17 protein-coding genes are annotated in these 17191 nt (G+C 70.4%); 5 read left to right on the top strand and 12 right to left on the bottom strand.

Going from position 1 to position 17191, the window contains the following annotated elements:
• A partial coding sequence (locus tag VQ02_RS17790) for a transglutaminase-like cysteine peptidase (protein WP_048445544.1) occupies window positions 1–474 on the top strand: 474 nt, incomplete at its 5' end.
• A 144-nt stretch (window positions 475–618) separates the two neighbouring features.
• The gene (locus tag VQ02_RS17785) at window positions 619–1311 is read left to right on the top strand and encodes a transglutaminase-like cysteine peptidase (protein WP_048445540.1); all 693 of its coding nucleotides are present in this window, start codon (window positions 619–621) and stop codon (window positions 1309–1311) included.
• Here VQ02_RS17785 and VQ02_RS17780 read toward each other — a convergent pair.
• Window positions 1227–1901: a hypothetical protein gene (locus tag VQ02_RS17780; RefSeq protein WP_053080420.1), complete on the bottom strand. Its 675-nt coding sequence runs from the start codon at window positions 1899–1901 to the stop codon at window positions 1227–1229. The genes VQ02_RS17785 and VQ02_RS17780 overlap by 85 nt on opposite strands.
• Window positions 1902–2132: 231 nt before the next feature.
• The gene (locus tag VQ02_RS17775; RefSeq protein WP_048445539.1) at window positions 2133–2462 is read right to left on the bottom strand and encodes a DUF6949 family protein; all 330 of its coding nucleotides are present in this window, start codon (window positions 2460–2462) and stop codon (window positions 2133–2135) included.
• Window positions 2463–2714: 252 nt separating this feature from the next.
• Between VQ02_RS17775 and VQ02_RS17770 the strand changes: the two genes are divergently transcribed.
• Window positions 2715–3428 carry a hypothetical protein gene (locus tag VQ02_RS17770; RefSeq protein ID WP_083469283.1) on the top strand — a complete coding sequence of 238 codons (714 nt, stop codon included), beginning with the start codon at window positions 2715–2717 and terminating at the stop codon, window positions 3426–3428.
• 30 nt (window positions 3429–3458) lie between these two features.
• Here VQ02_RS17770 and VQ02_RS17765 read toward each other — a convergent pair whose 3' ends face one another.
• The 4 genes from VQ02_RS17765 to VQ02_RS17750 form a co-directional block, all read right to left on the bottom strand.
• A complete protein-coding gene (locus VQ02_RS17765; protein WP_210344710.1) occupies window positions 3459–3656 on the bottom strand; it encodes a DUF3126 family protein in 198 nt (65 codons plus the stop codon).
• 231 nt (window positions 3657–3887) lie between these two features.
• A complete protein-coding gene (gene cysE / locus VQ02_RS17760) occupies window positions 3888–4727 on the bottom strand; it encodes a serine O-acetyltransferase (protein ID WP_048445538.1) in 840 nt (279 codons plus the stop codon).
• A 147-nt stretch (window positions 4728–4874) separates the two neighbouring features.
• Window positions 4875–5603: a response regulator gene (locus tag VQ02_RS17755; protein ID WP_048445537.1), complete on the bottom strand. Its 729-nt coding sequence runs from the start codon at window positions 5601–5603 to the stop codon at window positions 4875–4877.
• Window positions 5604–5896: 293 nt separating this feature from the next.
• Entirely contained in the window at window positions 5897–6160 is a 264-nt protein-coding gene (locus VQ02_RS17750) for a hypothetical protein (RefSeq protein WP_245239770.1), read from the bottom strand.
• 341 nt (window positions 6161–6501) lie between these two features.
• On the opposite strand from VQ02_RS17750, the gene VQ02_RS17745 reads away from it, so the two are divergent.
• On the top strand, window positions 6502–8250 hold the full coding sequence (locus VQ02_RS17745; protein WP_048445536.1) for an ATP-binding response regulator: 1749 nt from the start codon (window positions 6502–6504) through the stop codon (window positions 8248–8250).
• A gap of 591 nt (window positions 8251–8841) precedes the next feature.
• Here VQ02_RS17745 and VQ02_RS17740 read toward each other — a convergent pair.
• From VQ02_RS17740 to VQ02_RS17715, 6 genes are all read right to left on the bottom strand, one after another.
• On the bottom strand, window positions 8842–9132 hold the full coding sequence (locus VQ02_RS17740; protein ID WP_048445535.1) for a formate dehydrogenase subunit delta: 291 nt from the start codon (window positions 9130–9132) through the stop codon (window positions 8842–8844).
• A gap of 10 nt (window positions 9133–9142) precedes the next feature.
• Window positions 9143–9964, bottom strand: coding sequence for a formate dehydrogenase accessory sulfurtransferase FdhD (gene fdhD, locus VQ02_RS17735; RefSeq protein WP_245239769.1), 822 nt, complete (start codon window positions 9962–9964; stop codon window positions 9143–9145).
• The gene (gene fdhF / locus VQ02_RS17730; RefSeq protein WP_048445533.1) at window positions 9951–12812 is read right to left on the bottom strand and encodes a formate dehydrogenase subunit alpha; all 2862 of its coding nucleotides are present in this window, start codon (window positions 12810–12812) and stop codon (window positions 9951–9953) included. Before fdhF ends, fdhD begins: the two co-directional genes overlap by 14 nt.
• 11 nt (window positions 12813–12823) lie before the next feature.
• Window positions 12824–14386, bottom strand: coding sequence for a formate dehydrogenase beta subunit (locus tag VQ02_RS17725; protein WP_048445532.1), 1563 nt, complete (start codon window positions 14384–14386; stop codon window positions 12824–12826).
• Window positions 14383–14856, bottom strand: coding sequence for a formate dehydrogenase subunit gamma (locus VQ02_RS17720; RefSeq protein ID WP_048445531.1), 474 nt, complete (start codon window positions 14854–14856; stop codon window positions 14383–14385). Before VQ02_RS17720 ends, VQ02_RS17725 begins: the two co-directional genes overlap by 4 nt.
• A 238-nt stretch (window positions 14857–15094) precedes the next feature.
• Window positions 15095–16003 carry a LysR family transcriptional regulator gene (locus VQ02_RS17715; protein WP_048445530.1) on the bottom strand — a complete coding sequence of 303 codons (909 nt, stop codon included), beginning with the start codon at window positions 16001–16003 and terminating at the stop codon, window positions 15095–15097.
• A 301-nt stretch (window positions 16004–16304) separates the two neighbouring features.
• Between VQ02_RS17715 and coxB the strand changes: the two genes are divergently transcribed.
• The gene (gene coxB / locus VQ02_RS17710; RefSeq protein ID WP_048445529.1) at window positions 16305–17186 is read left to right on the top strand and encodes a cytochrome c oxidase subunit II; all 882 of its coding nucleotides are present in this window, start codon (window positions 16305–16307) and stop codon (window positions 17184–17186) included.
• The last annotated feature ends 5 nt before the right edge of the window (window positions 17187–17191 follow it).

The raw sequence follows: 17191 nt of genomic DNA, 5'->3' as shown, positions 1-17191 counted from the left end.
GAGTTCTGCGCGCGCTATGGTTCGGAATGCGCGGTGGATGCGAGCGAGCCGTCGCAGGTGACGCTGACGCCGCGGCTGTGGCAGACGGTGACCGGGATCAACCGCCAGGTGAACACGTCGCTGCGCGCGGTGACCGACCAGGAGCACTGGGGCGTGCCGGACCGCTGGGACCTGGCCGAGGACGGCTCGGGCGACTGCGAGGACTTCCAGCTGCTCAAGCGCAAGCTGCTGGCCCAGGCCGGTCTGCCGCGCCGGGCGATGCGGATGACGGTGGTGATCGACGAGAAGGGCGAGGGCCACGCGGTGCTGATGCTGCGCACCGACCGCGGCGACTTGGTGCTCGACAACAAGACCAGCGCCGTGCTCCCCTGGCACAAGACCGGATACACCTTCATCAAGCGCGAGTCGCAGGAGGCCGCGTCCTGGGTGTCGCTCGGCGGCGCGACCGCTCCGACCGTGACGGCCAATCGCTGAACGCCGAATCGCCCGAAAAATCTGCGTATCGAATTGGAACCAAAGTGCGGCAGGGGCGTTTACCAGGGCTTAAATTTTTCTGTTGAGCCCCGCCGGGCCCCGTGGCAGCTTGGACGCAAGAACCAAGCTAGAGTCGATGGGGCAATGCGGGCACTGATGGACGGCCTCGGCCGGGCGAGCCATGTCGATCGCCAGGGCCTCCTGATGCGCGGCGCCCGGGCGGCGCAGCTGGGACTTCTCGGAACGCTGCTGCTGATCGGCGGTGCCACGGCGCAGGGGCAGACGCAGACCCTGGCGGCTTTGCCCGATGCCAGCGCGGCGATCGAGCGTGGCGGCTCCGCCAAGCCGGTCAGCGCCTGGACCGACTTCTGCAACCGCTACCCGGCGGAATGCGCCGTCAACACCAGCGAACCGACGACCCTGACGATGACCCCGGCGCTCTGGCGCACCCTCACGGCGGTGAACCGGCGCGTCAACGGCCGCATCCGGCCGATGATCGACCAGGACCACTGGGGCGTGGTCGATCGTTGGGACTTCCCCGATGACGGCCAGGGCGATTGCGAGGACTACCAGCTCCTCAAGCGCCGCATGCTGGTGGAGCGCGGCCTCGCCCGCCGCGCCCTGCGCATGACCGTGGTGATCGACGAGATCGGCGAGGGTCACGCCGTCCTGATGGTCCGCACCGACCGGGGCGACTACATCCTCGACAACAAGACCAACGCGATCCTGCCCTGGCAGCGCACCGGCTACACCTACGTCAAGCGCGAGGGCCAGGACGGGCTGGCCTGGGTGTCGCTGAACGGCGTCGCCTCGCCGATCACCACCGCGAATCGCTGAAGCCGCGGGCGCCGGGTCAAGTCCGGCGCAGCACGTTCTCGGCCACGCGGCCCCACTCGCCTCGACGCTTGCGCACGTGCGCGGGCGCGCGCCTCGTCGGTGCGGCCGATCCCGGCCAGGGCCCGCGCGTAGAGCATGTTTCCGCGCGCGCTCTCATAGTCGGGCTCGCGTCGCTTGAGCGCGTCGACCCCTGCCAGCGCGTCGGCGGCGCGGCCGAGCTCCAGATCGGCTTTGGCCCGGCCGACGTGGAAGGTCGGCTCGTCGCCGTTGGAACCGGCGAACGATCTCGTCCGTACTGCTCTCAGTCCTCCTGCCACTTGGGCGGTGCATTCCTCGGCGAGGCGCACCCGCTTGGCGACGGTGTCGGCATCGGGCAGACGGTCGCGCAGGATCCGGTAGGTCTTCTCGGGATTCGCGCGCCGCGCGACCTCGCGCTGGGTCTTTTGCCCGCGGGGCGGGCCGAGAAGTTCCGGGAGAAGCTCCACGAGGACGTAGGCGACGCCGCCGAGGGGCGGCAGCATGACGATGATCCAGCCCCAGGGCGAGAAGCGTCCGGTCTTCGCAGCGTGGACGGCGAGGGCGACGGTCATGCATAGGGCGAGGAGGGCAAACGGCACGGCGCACATCCCGAGCCCGAGGGCTGCGGGCCGGTAACGGCGCACCCTTCGGACCGTCAACCCTGGAATGACGCAGGGAGAGCGCAGGTTGATGCCGCGCGATCGCGCGGTCATGTCGTGGGCGTCACCGCGACAAGGCTTTCTTGACGCTCCGTCCTCTCAGCAAGTCCCGAGCACGACGACGGACTTCGCGGTCGTCGTGCCTCAGGCGCCGGAGACCAGATGGGCGAGGTCGAGCACGACCCGCCCCGAGACCAGGCTCCAGCCGCAGGCCAGCATCGTCGCCAGCATCACGAAGGGGATCGGCCGTCCCTCGATCCGGCGACCCCGCACCGTGTTGCGCAGGATGATGAACGGTGCCCCGAAGGCGAGGACCGGCAGGGAGGCCAGCGCCACGAGGCCGCCGCCCGTCAGCAGGCCGAAGCTCGCGCGCCGCGCCGTCGCCCACTCGAAGGCACTCGCCAGGAACCCGGCGAAGGCGAGCCCGAGCACGAGGGTCTGGAGGTTCTCGATGGCGGTCGGCGAGAGGTTCATGGGAGGTTAAACTCCGGCGGGCGCGTTCGTCCCACCCTGCGCCAGGCCCGACCTGCAGTTATGGTTAATTTTTCGTTATCCACAGATTATCGATGCCGGTCCCACCGTGGGATTCTCCATCGCATGGCGCGTCCGTGCCACAGAAATCCGCCTCGTGCCCGCGATCCGGTAAGGAGTCGTTAACGGTCGGAGCCGAACGTTCGTGGAAATGGCCCTTCGGGGCATCGATCGAACGAATCGGAGGCGGGCGCCATGGGGCCTGCACTGAGCGCCGCGGCGGCGCGCCTCGAACGGGATGTGGTACGCTCGGCGCGGCTCGGCCGGCAGCCGGCGAACCGGCCGGTTGCAGCCGCGCGTCCGGCCGACCGACGGCTGCTGCTGGCCGCCGCCCTCGGGCTCGTCGGCTCCCTCGGTCTCACGGGGATCGGCGCCGCCTGGCTCGCCCGTCCGCCCGCGCCCGCCGGTCCGGTGGTGGTGAGCGCGCTGACCGCCCGCCCCCTCGTCCTGCCGGCCTCCTGGCTCGTGCGGCCGGGCGCGGCTGCCGCGGCGGCGTCGGAGCGGATCGACCTGGCGATCCCGTGGAGCGACCTCACGGGCAGCGCCCGACCCGGCCTGATGCGGGTGACGGCGACCCGGGCGCCCGAGACGGAAGCGCCCCTGAGCCCAGCCCGGCGCTACGCCCGCTTCCTCACCGCCGAGGCGCAGCTGCTGCCCGAGGGGCTGATGCGGCGGCGCTTCCGGGCCGGAACGCCGTTCGAGGGCGAGGACCTCTACCTCGCCGAGGCCGAGGGCAGCCGGTTCGCGGCGCGCTGCACCACCGGCCCGGTGCCCGAGCCGGACGCCGCCTGCCTCAGCGAGGTGCGGATCGGCAGCCTCGCCTTGCGCCTGCGCTTCTCGGCCGAACGGCTGCCGGAATGGGGCGCGGGCCTCGCCGGGCTGGAGCGGCTGTTCGCCCCGGGCCCGTAATCTCGCCCGGCTCGCGAGGGCGTGATCGCCCTACTCGTCAAGGTCGGTGTCGAGGATCGCCATCGAGAAGTTGAACGAGCGGTCGCCGTCCTCGTCGTCGACCGACAGCACGCCGACGAACTCCTCGCCGATATACACCTCGGCCGAGTCCGTCTTCTTGGGACGGGCGACGAGCCGGATGTTGTGGTTCGCGAAGGTACGGCGAAGGTAGCCTTCCACCTTCGTCATCTCGGTCTTGTTCACGCTGGCCTCTTCAGGTGCTTCCGGGCAGCGACCGCGGCCGGGGGTGGTCCCGGTGCGGTGCGTGCCGCCTTCATCGAGATCCCGAGGCCGCGGGCACGGGCTCGGGATGCGACAACGCCCCTTCCCCGACGGCGCGCCGCGGGGCTGTTCTTGGAGCGGTAGGCCCCCGCCTTGCCACGGCGGGGCCGGGCGAGCAAGGCGGCTTCGCCGCGGGTTTCAGATCCCGTCCATCAGGTGGATGAACTGGTCCATGGCGCGGGCCGGATCGGAGCACCCGGCCGAGCCGACCACGCGGGCGGGCACGCCCACCACCGTGGTGCAGGGCGGCACCGCCTGGAGCACCACCGAGCCGGCGGCGACCCGGGCGCGGGCGCCGACCTCGATGTTGCCGAGGATCTTGGCGCCGGCCCCGATCATCACGCCCTGCCGGATCTTCGGGTGGCGATCGCCGCCATGCTTGCCGGTGCCGCCGAGGGTGACGTCGTGCAGCATCGAGACCTCGTCCTCGATCACCGCCGTCGAGCCGACCACCAGGCCGGTCGCGTGGTCGAGGAAGATGCCGCGCCCGATCCGGGCGGCCGGATGGATGTCGGTCTGGAAGACCTCGGAGGACCGGCTCTGCAGGTAGAGCGCGAGGTCGCGCCGGCCCCGCGTCCACAGCCAGTGGCCCAGGCGGTGGGCCTGGATGGCGTGGAAGCCCTTGAAGTACAGGACCGGCTCGATCGCCCGTCCGGCGGCCGGGTCGCGGTCGATCACCGCGCCGATATCGGCCCGGAACGCCTGGCCGATGCCGGGATCGTCCGCCACCGCCTCGCCGAAGCTCTGCGCGATCAGGTCCGCGGTGAGCGCCGGGTGGCCGAGCCGCGAGGCGACCCGATGGGCTACCGCCGATTCGAGGGTGGCGTGGTTGAGCACGCTCGCGAACAGGAACGAGGCCAGGCGCGGCTCGTCGCGCATCACGGCCTCGGCCTCCTGGCGCAGCCGCCGCCAGACCGGATCGACGGTGCCGGCGACCGGATCGGCGCCGTGGTGGGTGGGAGCGGGGCTGGACGACAAAGGCCTTCTCCTCGGCAGGGCGCGCAGGCGAACGATTCTCCGCCCGTCGCTCGTGGATGCGAGGGAAATTGGGCGCGAGGCTTTCTCCGGGAATAGCGTGGAGAGGCGGGCCCCTTTCATCAAGCCCCCCTGCCGCGGATCAGCCCCTCAATCGCCGTCGGGCCGGAACACGTAGCCCATGCCGCGCACGGTCTTGATGAAACGGGGATTGGCCGGGTCGGGCTCGACCTTCTTGCGGATGCGGTTGATCCGCACGTCGATCGCCCGGTCGAAGGCCTCCGGATCGCGGGCATCCGCGAGGTCGAGCAGGCGCTCCCGGGTCAGCACCCGCTTCGGGTTATCGAGGAAGGCCTTGAGCAGGGCGTATTCGGAGCGGGTCAGGATCTGCTCGGTGCCGGCCTCGTCGCGCAAGCGAAGGGTCTCGGTGTCGACGATCATCCGGCCGAAGCGCACGCCCCCCTCCGGCCGCGCCGGCGCCGCCGGCTCGGAGACGGCACGCCCCTGCGCCGCCCGGCGCAGCACCGAGCGGATACGGGCCACGAGCTCGCGCAGCTCGCAGGGCTTGGGCAGGTAGTCGTCGGCCCCGAGCTCGAGGCCGACCACGCGGTCGATCGGGCTCGCTGTGGCGGTGAGCATGATGATCGGGATGCTCGAGCGGCCCTTGAGGTCGCGCACGATCGACAGCCCGTCCTCTTCCGGCATGTTGAGGTCGAGGACGATCAGGTCCGGGGTGACCTCGGCCAGGCGCCGCCGCAGGGCGCCGCCGCCGTCGCACAGGCTGATCTCGAAGCCGTGCATCCGCAGGTAGTCGCCCACCATGGCGCGGGCGTCGGCCTCGTCGTCCACCACGACGACGTGCGCGGCAGCGCCCGTCATGGCGCCGTCCGCCGGCGCAGGGCCGCTCCCCTCGATCCGCGCCTCACCATCGTCCCGCGCCCCCGTCCCGCGATCCCCCGCCGGAGCAGCCCCGAGATCCGGGACTCCGCGGACGACAATGCCGCGCCGGACGCCGTCCGTCCACGTGCCGCACGGCAAGCCGCCGTCCCGCAGGCACCGACTGGACCGGCGGAGAAACCGGTGCATCGGCAGCCACTTGCCCCTCATCACGGTGGGCCGGGCGCCCGAGCGGGGTCCCGCCGCCGTCGAATTGTCCTCAGCTCATCAGGCCGTCACCCGCGGTCCGTCGCCTGGGCGAGGATGCGGGCGAGGCGCTCGGCGATCCGGGCCCGGGCGGCGGCAGGAACGGCGCCGGGAGCCTCGGCCTCGATCAGGGCGGCAATCTGCGCCCGGCTCGGGCCGCGGGGCCGCGAGGCCTGCAAAAGTGCGTTCAGGGCGTCGAGATCCTGCCGCCAGGGCGGATCCTGATGCCAGGCCGCATCCTCCGGCAGGGGAGCGGCGGTCGCGCCGGCTCGTCCCGGGACCACGTGAAGCATGGCCTGTCTCCCTCTTTTGCAAGCGCGGCGCTTGTAGGTCGGTCCTGTTGCGCGAACATTGCGTCCCGATCAGCGTCGAGCGCGATGTGCTCTTGCGCACCAGACGTGACGTCTCGCTGTTCGCCCCTGCTCGTTTCAGCCCGATATCGCGGCGAAGATGCCGCCGTCTCGACGGTGTCGACGATCTCGGGGAAGGGTGGGAGCGGGGGACGTCGTCTGCCGTGACCTTGTCCTCGGCTCGCCGCACGGCCAGGATGACGGCACCAAGCCTTGCGGCCCCTTCTCCTGCGGGCCTTCTCTCGCGGGCCCTCCCGGGCCGCACGCCCTCGCACGGACTGTCGATGAGCGACGACGACATCCTCTTCCTGATTCCCGACGACGAGCCCGGGGACAGCGCGCCCGCCGCGACCTGGCCCGTGATGGTGGTGGACGACGATCCCGCCGTTCACGAGGGCACCCGCTTCGCCCTGTCAGGCTACAGCCTCGACGGGGCGCGGCTGGACCTCGTCTCCGCCTACTCGGCGGCGGAGGCCCGCAGCCTGCTGGCGCGCCGGCGCGGCATGGCGGTCATCCTGCTCGACGTGGTGATGGAGACCGACGACGCCGGTCTGAAGCTGGTCGACTTCATCCGGCGCGAGCTGAAGGACGAGACCGTCCGCATCATCCTGCGCACCGGCCAGCCGGGCCAGGCGCCGGAGCGGCGCGTCATCGTCGATTACGACATCAACGACTACAAGGCGAAGACCGAGCTCACCGCCGACAAGCTGTTCACCAGCCTCACCGCGGCCCTGCGGGCCTACCAGCAGCTCAAGCGCCTCGAGGAGACGCGGCGCGGGCTCGAGATCATCATCGACGCCGCTCCGATGCTGCTCGACTACAAGTCGATGCAGCGGCTGGCCGAGGGCGTGCTGACCCAGGTCGCCTCGCTCCTCAACGTGGCCTGCGCGGGCATCCTGGTGCTGCGCGAGAACAGCGGCCCGCAGGACGCGGTCAGCGTGCTCGCCGGCTCCGGCTGCTACCAGCACCTCGTGGGCGAGGACGGCCCTCGGCCCCTCGACGACGAGGTGCGGGAGATCGTGACCCGCGCCTTCACGGAGCGGCGCCACACCTTCGGCGACCAGTGGTCGACCCTCTACGTCCACACCGCGAGCGGCAGCGAGATCGTCGCCCTCCTGAAGGCGGACCGCTCCCTCTCGCAGACCGACCAGGCCCTGATCGCGCTGTTCACCTCGCGACTGTCGGTCGCCTTCGACAACGTGATCCTCTACGAGCAGCTGCAGCGGGCCAATATCGGCCTGGAGCAGCGGGTGGTGGAGCGCACCGCCGAGCTGATGCGGGCGAACCGCCGGCTCGCCATGCAGCGCTCCGACCTGCGCCGGGCCAACCAGCTCAAGACCGAGATCCTCGGCACCGTCGCCCACGACCTGAAGAACCCGCTCGCCGTCATCCTTGGCCGGGCCGAGATGCTCGGGGACATGATCGACGCCCGGCCGCAGCCGAGCGAGGCGATGCACGCGCAGATCGGGCACATCCGCGAGACGGCCCGGCGCCTGACCGGCATGATCGAGACCCTGATCGCCGACGCGATGAACGATGCCCTCGACATCACGCTCCGGCGCGAGCCGCTCGACTTCGCGGCCCTCGCCCGGGAGGTGTCGCAGGCCAACACACCCCTCGCCGAGACCAAGTGCCAGACCCTGTGCTCGGATATTCCCGACACCCTCTACCTCTGCGGCGACGCCGAGCGCCTGCGCGAGGCGATGGACAACCTGATCTCGAACGCCATCAAATATTCGCCGGTCGGCGCCGAGATCGTCGTCACGGTGGCACGCGAGGAGATCGACACGGTCTACGCCGTGCGCGACCATGGGCCCGGCCTGTCGCCGGAGGATACCGGCCGCCTGTTCGGCCGCTTCCAGCGCCTCTCGGCCAAGCCGACCGCCGGCGAGGGCTCGACGGGCCTCGGCCTGTCGATCGTCAAGCGCATCGCCGAGCTGCATGGCGGCCGCGCCACCGCCGAGACCCACGGCGCTGAGCCGGGATCGACCTTCGCGATCCGGCTGCCGAACATCGCCGTGGAGGTGATGTAAGCGGGGCGTATTGACCGTCGGTCAGCGGGGCGTCCAAGTCAGCCTTGGAGTGAGACGGGGCTGCTACCCTCGCACCTTTTGATGCTCCGATTACCCGAGCTGTGCGCGGGGGATCAATGTCACGCTGGTCCTCCGTATTCGCTCAGAGCCCGTTTGATTTGCTCGACAGTATCGACACTCTCCGCGTCATTCCGGAGCCGCGCAGCGGAGCCCGGAGTGCCGCAGGCACGCCCAGAGCCTCGGGCGATCCCGAATAGGGCGGAGAGCTTTCCGCTTGCTTTGCATCCACCTGAGGGTCTGGGCGTACCTGCGGCACCCCGGGTTCCGCTGCGCGGCCCCGGAATGACGTGCAGGGTGTCAAATCTATGGGATCCAATCAAACAAGCTCTCATAGAACATGAAAACGCGAAAGCGTGGCCGAAACCAATCCATCGTCGCCTTCTGGGTTCGTGACCGGCAATGCCCTCGCCCGAGACACCCGGCCGCCTGCCGGATGAGGGGCCGTGACGCCCTGGCGCTTTCCGCTCGATCACGTCGTGAGATGACCACCGGTCAGGACCGCTCGCAAGCCGGTGCCGACAGGGCACCGCCTCACCCGGCGTCGCTCGCTCCCAGTCCCTGCTCCTGCGGGTCCGCCACCGCGTCCGGGATCGGGCTGCGGGCCTTCGGGGTGACCTTCAGGGCGGTCAAAGCCAGCGGGTCGAGGCCATGCTCGCCATCGCCACAGTAGGCGGCGAGCTGCTCGCGCATCCGCGGCGTCCAGAACGCCGTGACGTGCTTGTGGATGCCGGCCACCGCCTCGTCCTGCGGGTAGGAGCGGAAGAAGGCGGCGATCTGGTTCGCCATGCGGACGAGCTTCTCGTTGGGATCGACGGCGCTCATTGCGAAACACTCATGGAACGGTCAGGCGCTCGGGGGCGGTGAACAGGGTGACGGTGTCGCGCCGCGCGATCGCCGCGAGGGTCAGGCCGTGCAGGGCGGCGCGCTCGACGGCGAGCGAGGTCGGGGCGGAGATCGCCACCAGCAATGCGGCCCCGAAGCTCGCGGCCTTCTCGACCATCTCGAACGAGCAGCGGCTGGTGATGACGAGGAACCCCTCGTCGGGCCGGGTGCCGGCCCGCAGGAGGGCGCCGATCAGCTTGTCGAGGGCGTTGTGGCGCCCGACATCCTCGCGCACAGCCTGCACCGCGCCGTCGAGGCCGGCCCAGGCGGCGGCGTGGACCGCTCGGGTCTCGCGGCCGAGCACCTGCAGGTCGTCGAGGGCCTGGACCGCCCGCTCGACGGCGGTCAGGCCGACCGTGACGCCGGACGCGGATCGCCGCTCGGCCCGGGGAATGTCCTTCAGGTCGTCGATGCCGCAGACGCCGCAGCCGGTGCGGCCCGACAGCGCCCGCTTGCGGGCGAGGTGCTCGCGCAGGCGCCCGGGCGCGAGGTCGACGACGAGACGAAGGCCGCCCTCCCCGGCTTCGACCACGGCGCCGCGGATCTCGTCGGCGCCCGCGACGATGCCCTCCGTCAGGCTGAAGCCGTAGGCGAAATCCTCGAGATCGGCCGGCGTCGTCATCATGACGGCGTAGGGCACGTCGCCGTAGATCACGTTCACCGGCATCTCGACCGCGAGCGGGCGCATCCCCTCCCGCTCCTCGCCGCGCCCGTAGGCGACGACCCGGGTCGGGACGGACAGACTCGTCGCGACGCCGCTACTCGGCGGCATCGAGGTTGTGTGCGATGCGGGTGAGGGAGATGTCTTCCTCATAGAACCGGGCCTGCCAATCGGAGGGCCGGTTGGTACGCCGAACCTGCACCGCCGTCACCTTGTACTCGGGGCAGTTGGTGGCCCAGTCCGAGTAGTCGGTGGTGATGACGTTGGCGCCGGTCTTGGCGTGGTGGAAGGTGGTGTAGACCACCCCCGGCTGCATCCGCTCGGTGACCCGGGCCTTGAGGGCGATGTCGCCCGACCGGCTCTCCAGGCTGATGAGATCGCCGTCGACGATGCCGCGGCTCTCGGCGTCGAAGGGATGGATCTCCAGCACGTCCTCCGGATGCCACAGGGAGTTCGCGGTCCGCCGGGTCTGCGCCCCGACATTGTACTGCGACAGGATCCGGCCGGTGGTCAGGATCAGCGGGAATTTCCGCGTGGTGCGCTCGTCGGAGGGCACGAACTCGGTGAGCATGAACCGGCCGAGGCCCCGCACGAAGCGGTCGACATGCATCATCGGCGTGCCCTGCGGCGCCTTGTCGTTGCAGGGCCACTGGATCGAGCCGAGCTCCTCCAGCTTGGCGTAGGAGACGCCGGAAAAGCTCGGGGTGAGGGCCGCGATCTCGTCCATGATCTCGGACGGGTGGGTGTAGTGCATCGGGTAGCCCAGCGCATTGGAGAGCAGCATCGTGCCCTCCCAGTCGCCGTAGCCGCCCATCGGTGCCATCACCTGGCGCACCCGGCTGATCCGCCGCTCGGCATTGGTGAAGGTGCCGTCCTTCTCCAGGAACGAGGCGCCCGGCAGGAACACGTGGGCGTATTTGGCGGTCTCGTTCAGAAAAAGGTCCTGGACGACGATGCACTCCATCGCCTTGAGGCCGGCGGTGACGTGGTGCGTGTCGGGGTCGGACTGCGCGATGTCCTCGCCCTGGATGTAGAGACCCTTGAACGTGCCGGCGACGGCCTCGTCGAGCATGTTGGTGATGCGCAGTCCCGGATTCGGCGACAGCTGCGCGCCCCACAGCGCCTCGAAGGTCTCGCGGGTCGCGTCGTCCGAGACGTGGCGGTAGCCGGTCAGCTCGTGCGGGAACGAGCCCATGTCGCAGGAGCCCTGGACGTTGTTCTGGCCCCGCAGCGGGTTCACGCCGGCACCCGGCTTGCCGATGTTGCCGGTCGCCATGGCGAGGTTCGCCATGCCCATCACCATGGTCGAGCCCTGGCTGTGCTCGGTGACGCCGAGGCCGTAGTAGATCGCAGCCGCACCGCCCTTGGCGTAGAGCCGGGCGGCGGCCCGCACCTCGGCCGGGTCGCAACCGGTCAGCTCCTGCACCGCTTCCGGAGCGTGGCGCTCGTCGGCGATGAAGCGGGCCCAGATCTCGAAATCCTTGAGGTCGCAGCGGGCGCGGACGTAAGCCTCGTCGATCAGCCCCTCGGTCACGACGACATGGGCCAGCGCGTTGACGATCGCGACGTTGGCACCGGGCTTGACCGGCAGGTGATGCGCCGCCCGGATGTGGGGCGACTTGACGAGGTCGATCCGGCGCGGGTCGATCACGATCAGCTTGGCGCCCTGGCGCAGGCGCTTCTTCATCCGCGAGCCGAAGACCGGATGGCCGTCGGTCGGGTTGGCGCCGATCACCAGGATCACGTCGGACTCCTCGACCGACTTGAAGTCCTGGGTGCCGGCCGAGGTGCCGAGCGTCGACATCAGGCCATAGCCGGTCGGCGAGTGGCAGACCCGGGCGCAGGTATCGACGTTGTTGTTGCCAAATCCGGCGCGGACCAGCTTCTGGACGAGATAGGCCTCCTCGTTGGTGCAGCGCGACGAGGTGATGCCGCCGATCGAGTCACGCCCGTACTGGGCCTGGATGCGCTTGAAGGCGGAGGCCGCGTGCTGGATCGCCTCCTCCCAGGACACCTCGCGCCAGGGATCGGTGATCTTCTCGCGCACCATCGGCTTGGTGATGCGGTCCTTGTGGGTGGCGTAGCCGTAGGCGAAGCGGCCCTTGACGCAGGAATGGCCCTCGTTCGCCTTGCCGTCCTTGTAGGGCACCATGCGGACGATCCGGTCGCCCTGCATCTCGGCCTTGAAGGCGCAGCCGACGCCGCAATAGGCGCAGGTCGTCACCTTGGAGTGCTCCGGCTGCCCCATGGCGATGACGGACTTCTCCTGGAGCGTCGCCGTCGGGCAGGCCTGCACGCAGGCGCCGCAGGAGACGCATTCGGAGTTGAAGAAGTCGGTCGGCCCGGCCGCCACCCGCGAGTCGAAGCCGCGGCCCGCGATCGTCAGCGCGAAGGTGCCCTGCACCTCCTCGCATGCCCGGACGCAGCGGTTGCAGACGATGCACTTCGACGGGTCGTAGGCGAAGTACGGGTTCGACTCGTCCTTCGGGAGATACAGCTCGGAATTCTTCGAGACGTGGTTGGCACCGTCGTAGCCGTAGCGCACCTCGCGCAGGCCCACCGTGCCGGCCTGGGTCTGCAACTCGCAATCGCCGTTGGCCGAGCAGGTCAGGCAATCGAGCGGATGGTCGGAGATGTAGAGCTCCATCACCCCCTTGCGCAGGCGCGCGAGCTTGTCCGACTGGGTGTGCACCACCATGCCGTCCTCGGCCGGCGTGGTGCATGAGGCGGGCGTCCCGCGCCGCCCGTCGATCTCGACGAGGCAGAGCCGGCAGGAGCCGAACGGCTCCAGCGAATCGGTGGCGCAGAGCTTCGGGATCTGGGTCCCGGCATGCATCGCCGCGGCCATCACCGAGGTGCCGGCCGGCACGGTCACGGGCTGGCCATCGATCGTCAGCGTCACCGTCTGGTCGGAGACGCGGATCGGGGTGCCGTAATCGATTTCCTTGATGAGGGCCATTCGGTGCGTCCTCACTCGGCCGCCAGCGGCATCGGGGCGCCGCGGCCGGAAAAATCTTCCGGGAAATGGGTGAGCGCGCTCATCACCGGCACGGGCGTCAGCCCGCCCATGGCGCAGAGCGAGCTGTCGGTCATGACCTCGCAGAGGTCGGTGACGAGGGCGAGGTTCTCCTGCGGCGACTCGCCGGCGATGACCTTGTCGATCGTCTCCATGCCCCGCACCGCGCCGATCCGGCACGGCGTGCACTTGCCGCACGACTCGGCGGCGCAGAACTCGAAAGCGAAGCGGGCCTGGCGCGCGAGGTCGACGGTATCGTCGAACACCACGATGCCGCCGTGACCCAAAAGGCCCTTCTTGGCCGCGAAGGCCTCGTAGTCCAGCGGCGTGTCGAGGAGCGATTCGGGGAAGTAGGCCCCGAGCGGCCCGCCGACCTGCACCGCCCGCAAGGGCCGGCCCGAGGCGGTGCCGCCGCCGAACTCCTCGATCACCTCGCGGAGCGTCAGCCCGAACGCGGTCTCGATCAGGCCGCCGCGCTTGACGTTGCCGGCGAGCTGGATCGGCAGGGTGCCGAGCGAACGGCCCATGCCGTAGGCGGCGTAGGCCGCTCCGCCATGCTCCAGGATCCACGGCACCGCCGCGAAGGAGAGCACGTTATTGACGAGCGTCGGCTGGCCGAAGAGCCCCTTGAGGGCCGGGATCGGGGGCTTCGCCCGCACGATGCCACGCTTGCCCTCCAGGCTCTCCAGGAGCGAGGTCTCCTCGCCGCAGATATAGGCCCCGGCGCCGAGGCGGACCTCGAGGTGGAAGGCGCGGCCCGAACCCATCACGTCGGCGCCGAGGAGGCCGGCCCGCTCGGCGGCCGCGATGGCGGTCTCCAGGGCCGCGAAGGCGTGCGGGTACTCGGAGCGGCAGTAGATGTAGCCCCGGGTCGCGCCGACCGCGACGGCCGCGATCGTCATGCCCTCGATCAGCGTGAGGGGATCGCCCTCCATCAGCGTCCGGTCGGCGAAGGTGCCGGAATCGCCCTCATCGGCGTTGCAGACCACGTATTTCTGCGGCGCTTGCGCCAGCATCACCGTGTTCCACTTGATGCCGGTCGGAAAGCCGGCGCCGCCGCGACCCCGCAGCCCCGACGCCTTCACCGCCTCGACGGTGCCGGCGGGCCCGGCCGCCAGCGCGGCCTCCAGGCCGCGATAGCCGCCATGGGCCCGGTAATCCTCGACCGAGGCCGGATCGATCACGCCGCAGCGGCCGAAGGTCAGGCGCTGCTGGCGCGCGAAATAGGGCTGGTCTTCCGGCCGGCCGATCCGCAGGCGATGGGCGCCGCCGGTCGTGAGGCCGGCATCGAGCAGGGATTCGACGTCGCCCGGCCGCACCGGCCCGTAGGCGATGCGCCCCTCCGGCGTATCGACCTCGAGCAGGGGCTCGAGCCACAGCATCCCGCGCGAGCCGGTGCGAACCAGGGTCAGGTCGAGGCCGCGGGCCTGCGCCGCGCGGTGCAGGGCCTTGGCGACCCGATCGGCCCCGAGGGCGAGGCTGGCGGCGTCTTTCGGCAGGTAGAGGATGATGCTCACGCGGCGCGCTCCGTCAGGGCGTCCGCCAGGGCGTCGAGGTCGAGGCGGCCGACCGGCGCGCCGTCGACGAGGGCTGCGGGACCGCAGGCGCACAGGCCGAGGCAGAAGACCGGCTCCACCGTCACCTGCCCGTCCCGCGTCGTGCCGTGCCAGGCGACGTCGTAGCGGCGCAGCACCTCGGCGTGCAGGGCGTCGGCCCCGACCGCCTGGCAGGCCTCGGCCCGGCACAGCTTCACGGTGTGGCGGCCCGCCGGTCCCTTGCGGAAGTCGTGGTAGAAGGTGAGGCAGCCGTGAACCTCCGCCCGCGACAGGTTCAGCGCCTCGGCGACGAGGGGCACCGCCGCCGCATCGACGTAGCCGAAGGCCTCCTGCAGGGCGTGCAGGATCGGCAGCGTCGCGCCCTCGCGGTGGGCGTGTTCGGCGATGATCCCGGCCGCCCGGTCGGCGTTCCAGGGTTCGTAACCCGGCATGGTTTCCAGCCCAGATCGTTCTCGTTCTAAGCTGAAGCCTGTGGCGTCAGGAGCGTCGAATCAATCGCGCGGTTCGGTGACGCGACAAGGATTTTTTGTCGAACACGCGTGCTGCAACGCGAAATCCCGATGCAGACGCGATGCCGCAAACCGCCGCCACGGTTGCGCGGCAGCCCTGCAAGGCATTGTGCTGGATCGATGAATTCCGACGACGTGGGTTGCTTGCCGGCGGGCGGTCCTACAGGCCGGCGACCTCGGCCGCCAGGCCCGGGGCGATCGCCCGTGCCTCGGCCAGGAAGGCGGCGACCAGGGGTGTCATGGGATCGCGCTCGGGCACGATGAGGCCGATCGTGTGGCTGACGTCGGGATCGGTGATCGGCACCGCCCGTACCCGCTCGGTGAGGCGGAAGGTCTCGGCAAGTGCCGCCGGCATGATGCTCGCCCACTTGGCGGTGCGCACATGGGTGACGAGCACGATCATCGAGTTGGATTCGAGAAGCGGGGCCGGCTCGGCCCCGGCCGCGCGCAGGTGCCGGTCGATGATGCGCCGGTTCTGCATCGCCGGGGTGAGCAGGCAGAGCGGGATGCGCCCGACCTCGGCCCAGGTCACGCTCTCGCGGCCGCCGTAGATCCCGTCCGCCGCGGTGAGCAGGCGGTAATGCTCGCGGTAGAGCGGCAGGGCGGTGACGCGGCCGAGAGGCTCGTCCTCGAGGTAGGTGAGCCCGGCGTCGAGCTCGAGATTCGCGATCTGGCGGCCGATCTCGTGCGAGGTCGAGGATTGCACCGTGAACCGCACCGCCGGGTGGCGCGCGCGGAACGGCGTCGTCAGCGCCGCGACCATCGGGGTCGCGGTCGGCACCGCCGCCATCCGGAGGGTGCCGGAGAGGCCGCGCCGCAGGGCCGCCACCTCCTGGCGCATCGCCCGCGCGTCGCCGACGATGCGCCGCGCCCAGTCGAGCACCCGCTCGCCCTCCGGGGTGAAGCCCTGGAAGCGCGAGCCGCGTTGCACCAGGAGCACACCCAGCCGCTCCTCGAGCTGCTTGACTCCGGCCGAGAGGGTCTGCTGCGACACCCCGCAGGCCAGGGCGGCACGGCCGAAATGCTGCTCGCGGGCGAGCGCCAGTATGAACTCGAGGCGTTCGATCATCGACGGGATCGCGGCCGCCTGGGGCCGTCCGGGAAGGGCCCCGGGGCCTGGGCGCGGTTTTGCGGAATCATTCGAGCCTCAGGACGAATGTCCAGTGCCCACAGGCGAATTCCTGACGCCGATGCGACGCCAACGCCGTTGCGCTTGCGGCGGCATTGTGGTGAGAGACGCCAACCGGGTCTCGGCCGGCATCCGGCCGCAGGGCGGCGCGCCGGCACCGCGCGGCCGAAACAGGACGGCGCTCCCGCCCCGCGGGCAGCCGCTGCCGGCACACAGCCTGTTGGGGAGCATCGAGGGCACCATGGGGATGGCGAGGGCGCAAGGACGGCCGGCGGGCCGGAGCTTCTGGGGACGCGCCGCGGCGCTGGCAGCGACCGGGCTCCTCGGCACCGCCACCGCCGCGACGGTCGCGAACGCGGCGGGCGTGGGCCAGCCGGTTCCGTGGCAGATGGACCTGCAGCGGCCGGTGACCGAGGTGGCGACGGAGATCTACAACTTCCACCACCTCCTGAACTGGATCATGCTGGTCATCGTCCTGTTCGTGCTCGCGCTGCTGATCGCGGTGGTGGTGAAGTTCAACGAGAAGAAGAACCCGACCCCATCGCGCACCACCCACAACACGATGCTCGAGGTCGCCTGGACGATCGTCCCGGTGCTGATCCTGGTGGCGATCGCGATCCCGTCGTTCCGGGTGCTGCGCACGCAGCTCTCCGACCCGAAGGCCGACCTGATGGTCAAGGTCATCGGCCACGCCTGGTACTGGTCGTACGAGTACCCGCAGGACGTCGGCGGCTTCAAGTTCGACGCCAACCTGCTCGAGGGCGAGGACCAGGTGAAGTCCGGCCAGCCGAAGCTGCTCGCCACCGACAACGAGATGGTGGTGCCGGTCAACAAGATCGTGAAGATCCAGGTCACCGCCGCCGACGTGATGCATTCCTGGGCGATGCCGTCGTTCGGCTTCAAGATCGACGCCATTCCGGGCCGCCTCAACCAGTTCTGGTTCAAGGCCGACCGCGAGGGCACCTATCACGGCCAATGCTCCGAGCTGTGCGGCCAGCGCCACGCCTACATGCCGATCACCGTGAAGGTGGTGAGCGAGCAGGCGTTCCAGGCCTGGACTGCCGAGGCCAAGACGAAGTTCGCCCGCACCGACGGCGGCGCCAAGTTCGCCGACGCCCGCTGACGCTC

Origin of the sequence: Methylobacterium variabile, assembly GCF_001043975.1 — a bacterium.
GTDB classification, from domain to species: Bacteria; Pseudomonadota; Alphaproteobacteria; order Rhizobiales; family Beijerinckiaceae; genus Methylobacterium; species Methylobacterium variabile.
This window is presented reverse-complemented; position numbering and strand designations above follow the sequence as displayed.

Bases quoted from the DNA above. Each gene is read 5' to 3' on its own strand.
- VQ02_RS17740 (WP_048445535.1), bottom strand. From the start codon at position 9,132: ATGAGCGCCGTCGATCCCAACGAGAAGCTCGTCCGCATGGCGAACCAG.
- VQ02_RS17770 (WP_083469283.1), top strand. From the start codon at position 2,715: ATGGGGCCTGCACTGAGCGCCGCGGCGGCGCGCCTCGAACGGGATGTG.
- VQ02_RS17765 (WP_210344710.1), bottom strand. From the start codon at position 3,656: ATGACGAAGGTGGAAGGCTACCTTCGCCGTACCTTCGCGAACCACAAC.
- VQ02_RS17750 (WP_245239770.1), bottom strand. From the start codon at position 6,160: ATGCTTCACGTGGTCCCGGGACGAGCCGGCGCGACCGCCGCTCCCCTG.
- VQ02_RS17780 (WP_053080420.1), bottom strand. From the start codon at position 1,901: ATGACCGTCGCCCTCGCCGTCCACGCTGCGAAGACCGGACGCTTCTCG.
- VQ02_RS17785 (WP_048445540.1), top strand. From the start codon at position 619: ATGCGGGCACTGATGGACGGCCTCGGCCGGGCGAGCCATGTCGATCGC.
- coxB (WP_048445529.1), top strand. From the start codon at position 16,305: ATGGGGATGGCGAGGGCGCAAGGACGGCCGGCGGGCCGGAGCTTCTGG.
- fdhD (WP_245239769.1), bottom strand. From the start codon at position 9,964: ATGCCGCCGAGTAGCGGCGTCGCGACGAGTCTGTCCGTCCCGACCCGG.
- VQ02_RS17775 (WP_048445539.1), bottom strand. From the start codon at position 2,462: ATGAACCTCTCGCCGACCGCCATCGAGAACCTCCAGACCCTCGTGCTC.
- fdhF (WP_048445533.1), bottom strand. From the start codon at position 12,812: ATGGCCCTCATCAAGGAAATCGATTACGGCACCCCGATCCGCGTCTCC.
- VQ02_RS17745 (WP_048445536.1), top strand. From the start codon at position 6,502: ATGAGCGACGACGACATCCTCTTCCTGATTCCCGACGACGAGCCCGGG.
- VQ02_RS17720 (WP_048445531.1), bottom strand. From the start codon at position 14,856: ATGCCGGGTTACGAACCCTGGAACGCCGACCGGGCGGCCGGGATCATC.
- VQ02_RS17755 (WP_048445537.1), bottom strand. From the start codon at position 5,603: ATGACGGGCGCTGCCGCGCACGTCGTCGTGGTGGACGACGAGGCCGAC.
- VQ02_RS17715 (WP_048445530.1), bottom strand. From the start codon at position 16,003: ATGATCGAACGCCTCGAGTTCATACTGGCGCTCGCCCGCGAGCAGCAT.